This window comes from Streptomyces sp. WM6386 (assembly GCF_000972385.1).
Lineage (GTDB): Bacteria > Actinomycetota > Actinomycetes > Streptomycetales > Streptomycetaceae > Streptomyces.
The window spans coordinates 1-2099 of sequence record NZ_JXTE01000161.1 but is presented as its reverse complement, the minus strand read 5'-3'; the positions used below and the strand labels follow the sequence as shown (position 1 = coordinate 2099).

The 2099-nt window shown below is 71.1% G+C and carries 3 protein-coding genes and 1 pseudogene; all 4 read right to left on the bottom strand.

Translation table 11 applies throughout. From position 1 onward, the window contains the following. Positions 1-552, bottom strand: a 552-nt coding sequence (gene mvaD, locus TN53_RS40315) for a diphosphomevalonate decarboxylase (protein ID WP_046263840.1), incomplete at its 3' end; no start/stop codon positions are given. After that, the gene (gene mvk, locus TN53_RS40310) at positions 542-1549 is read right to left on the bottom strand and encodes a mevalonate kinase (protein WP_095046992.1); all 1008 of its coding nucleotides are present in this window, start codon (positions 1547-1549) and stop codon (positions 542-544) included. The genes mvk and mvaD, both read right to left, overlap by 11 nt. 95 nt (positions 1550-1644) lie before the next feature. Next, a complete protein-coding gene (locus TN53_RS47630; RefSeq protein WP_046263839.1) occupies positions 1645-1839 on the bottom strand; it encodes a hypothetical protein in 195 nt (64 codons plus the stop codon). Then, positions 1836-2099: pseudogene (locus TN53_RS48765) on the bottom strand (hypothetical protein); the annotation flags it as partial. The gene TN53_RS47630 and the pseudogene TN53_RS48765, both read right to left, overlap by 4 nt.

Sequence of the window (2099 nt, the reverse complement as noted above, 5' to 3'; positions counted from 1 at the left end):
CCGGGCGGGGTCGACGGGTTCGGCGTAAGAGCTCAGGTCGTCGGTGCCGGCGTGCCAAACCGCGAAGTCCCCTAAGATCGACCGGGAGGCCGAGCCGGAGCCGCGCCGGGCCAGCCGTGACAGGGCACGCGGGTCGCCGTCGAGCCCGTAGGCGGCCGCCGCGGCGACGGCGAGGGGGGCGAAGCCGCTGGCGGAGGAAGCGAGACCCGCCCCGGTGGGGACGGTGTTCTCGGTGTCCACGACGGCCCGCTCGACGCTGCCCGCCCGCTCCCGTACGAGGTCCAGGAAGGCGGCGATACGCCGTGCGGCCTCACCGGTCGCGGGCTCCCCGTTGAAGACGACCGTGTCCTGGTCCGCCTCGGGGGCGAGCCGGACCCGGGTCGTCGTCGGGAAGATGTCCAGGGTCATGGACAGGCTGTCGGTGCGGGGCAGGAACAGCCGCTCGTCGCTCTTGCCCCAGTACTTGATCAGCGCGATGTTCGGGTGGGCGACGGCGGTGGCGTCCGTCGCCTGGCCCGCCACCCGCGCTCGCGCGAGCTGTTCAGAGCGCATGAGGGGCGAGCCTCCTCAGCGGGACGACCCACGTCTGGACGGCGCCCGCGTCGTGCAGCCGCCGGGCGACCTCGCTGGCCAGCTCGGGCTGGGTGAGGGCGAGGACACAGCCGCCCAGACCACCCCCGGTGATCTTGGCGCCGAGGCTGCCCGCGCCGAGCGCGGCCGCGACCATGGCGTCGATCCGGTCGGTGCTCAGGCCGGCCGCGCGCAGCAGCTCGTGATAGTCCGTCAGCCGCGAGCCGAGCTCTGCCGGGGAGCCGTCGGCGAGGGCCCGCCGGGCCTCCTCGACAAGCTCCGTGGCGCGCGTAAGGAACCTCTCCTCGGCACCCGGCTCCCGCCGGAATCCGTCCCTCAGCAGCTCGACCGCTTCCTTGGTGCTGCCCGCGGTGCCGCTGTCGGCGACGATGAACAAGCCGTCCCACCCGATGGCCAGTTCCTCGGCCCGCCCCGCCTGGAACAGCAGCGGGGCCGCCGCGCCGACGGTCATGGCGTCGACGCCGCTGGCCCGGCCGTGCGCCATGTTCTCGGCCGTCTGCACCAGGTCGAACGCCGTGGTCTCGGACAGCTCGTGGCCGAAGAGATCGGCCAGGGCGAGCACGATCGCCCGCGAGTTCGCGGCACTGGAGCCGAGCCCGCGGCCGGGCGGGATGGCGCCGTCGAGGATCACGTCGAGATGGGGCCTGCCCGGCACGCCCATGCGCTCCTTGAAGGCCGCGGCCAGCCGTTGCAGACCGTCGGAGGCCAGGGTCACCACGGCCCGCGAGGCGGAACCGGTCATGGTGAAGGACAGGCCGCCCTGGGCGTCGGAGGAGTGGGAGGACCATCCGGCGCTCGCCGTGGCCGTCAGCTGTGGAATCGGCAGCGCGAGAGCCGGAGTTCCGTACACGACCGCGTGCTCGCCCAGCAGGATCGCCTTGGCGTGGGCGCGACCGATGCCGACCGAGCGAGCCCGACGGTTTTCCGAAACCCCCTCCACTGAGGTCGGTAGCGTCAACGCACTCACTCCCCTTGTCGTTTCACGAAAGTCTTCGAGACGGGCGGTTGGCTGTTCTTGCGCTTCAGAACGTGATGCGGGGGAATACCGAAACGTCACCGGGTCGCGGTACCACGCCGTACGGCGATCTGAGTGAGTTCCTCGATGTCGAACTCCGAGCGGCAGTTCGGCGCGCCATAGCGGGTGATCTTCCCGCGGCTCACCCACTTGCGGATCGTCGCTTCGGACACCCCCACGGCGAGTGCGGCCACATTCGTGGGAACGAGCCTGTGGCGTGGCGGTTTCGTCATGCCGGGACACCCTTTCGCTGCCGCTCCATGAGCTGCCTCAGAGTCAGCCATTCGTGCATTTCCCAGGAATGCCCTGCCGAGCATGCGATGCTCCGGCTTCCCGATGTGCCGGTGTTCCTCGGCGAGGCGCTGATCGTGCCGCCGCAGTTGTCCACGACGCAACTCCGGATCAGCGTCTGCAGCGCATGCGGGTCGGGGTCGATCGTGCTGCGCAGTTCGGCGACCAGACCCTCTATCTCACCTGCGAAGTCGGCGGCCGG

Bases quoted from the DNA above. Each gene is read 5' to 3' on its own strand.
- TN53_RS47630 (WP_046263839.1), bottom strand. From the start codon at position 1,839: ATGACGAAACCGCCACGCCACAGGCTCGTTCCCACGAATGTGGCCGCA.